This window comes from Bacillus sp. mrc49 (genome assembly GCF_002803435.1).
On sequence record NZ_PHNG01000276.1, the window covers coordinates 1 to 443 of the forward strand.

A 443-nucleotide genomic window follows, 5' to 3' on the forward strand; every position below is an offset into this window, starting at 1 on the left:
AGCTGAAAAGCTCCGGAGTTGAATCAATGAAGGAAGTATCGTATTCGCCAGTTATGAATTTTTCATGTTTTACAACATTTTCAAGGAAGGGAATATTCGTTTTAATCCCGCGGATCCTGAACTCCTTAAGGTTACGAACCATTTTAGAGGCTGCCTGCTCGAATGAAAGCGCATGTGTCGAGAGTTTAACAAGAAGGGAATCGTAGTAAGGCGTGATAACCGCACCCTGGAATCCATTCCCCGCATCCAGCCGAACACCAAAGCCCCCACCTGAACGGTATACCATCATCTTGCCGGTATCAGGCATGAAGTTATTCAAAGGATCCTCAGTCGTCACCCGTGATTGGATGGCATACCCATGAGTTTTTATTCCTGCTTGTTCGGGAATTCCGATCTTTTTGCCATGGAGATCATGTCCTTCGGCAATCATGATTTGCGATTGG

General features: G+C 45.6%; 1 pseudogene. It reads right to left on the bottom strand.

Going from position 1 to position 443, the window contains the following annotated elements:
• A pseudogene (locus tag CVN76_RS01945) lies at positions 1-443 on the bottom strand (pyruvate carboxylase); the annotation flags it as partial.